Source organism: Acetobacter orientalis, assembly GCF_000963965.1.
In the GTDB taxonomy this organism is placed as follows: domain Bacteria; phylum Pseudomonadota; class Alphaproteobacteria; order Acetobacterales; family Acetobacteraceae; genus Acetobacter; species Acetobacter orientalis.
Genome location: NZ_BAMX01000036.1, coordinates 1 through 647 on the forward strand (window position 1 = coordinate 1; position 647 = coordinate 647).

The 647-nt window shown below is 61.2% G+C and carries 2 protein-coding genes; one reads left to right on the top strand and one right to left on the bottom strand.

Features of this window, described 5'->3' with window-relative positions:
• Positions 1-387: phosphotransferase (locus tag Abor_RS11780; RefSeq protein ID WP_373853248.1), on the bottom strand; the 387-nt coding region annotated here is incomplete at its 3' end.
• A 43-nt stretch (positions 388-430) separates the two neighbouring features.
• Between Abor_RS11780 and Abor_RS11785 the strand changes: the two genes are divergently transcribed.
• Positions 431-647: hypothetical protein (locus Abor_RS11785; protein WP_219809800.1), on the top strand; the 217-nt coding region annotated here is incomplete at its 3' end.

A 647-nucleotide genomic window follows, 5' to 3' on the forward strand; every position in this document is an offset into this window, starting at 1 on the left:
GGCACTGGCACTGGCACTGGCACTGGCGTTACCTGTGTGTGGGGTGTTGGCAAGTGTCTTTTGTGCAGCAGAAACGACGGGGGGAGATGTTTGCCAGAACAGGTTGGAGCCGTGCCAGTCTCCATGCCCCCAAGCAGGGGTTAGGGTTTTTAAAAATGGGAGCAGACGGGCATGATGCGCCCCCAAAGCCTGTTTAACATCTGCCTGCCACGGGCGGTGTGCAAGCTGGGCGGCAAGGCCGGGCTGTTGCGCCACCCATGCCTCCAACGCTACCAAAAGGTCTGGCTGCGCTATGGCATGCATACTTGATGTAAGAGGCCGCCCCCCTAATACAGCCGCTGCACCACCCACAGAGCGGGGCTGGGCACCGTGCGTGCCCTCTACCATGTGGGAGGCCGGATAAGAAAAGTCCTTTGTCTCTTCTTTATTTATGTCTCTACGCACACCAGAAGCACATGACGCCCCCGTACCCTCAGCATGGTTGTGGGTGGGGGGCGCGTTACCGCTTGCTGGCGTGGGGGCTGGTATTGGGGTGGGTGCACGCTCCCCTTGCCCCGCTACCCTTGTTAGCCCACCCGTAGGTGCCCCCGCTTGCGCCATACCTGTGGCTGGTGTGGCTGGTGTGGCTGGTGTGGCTGGTGTGGCTG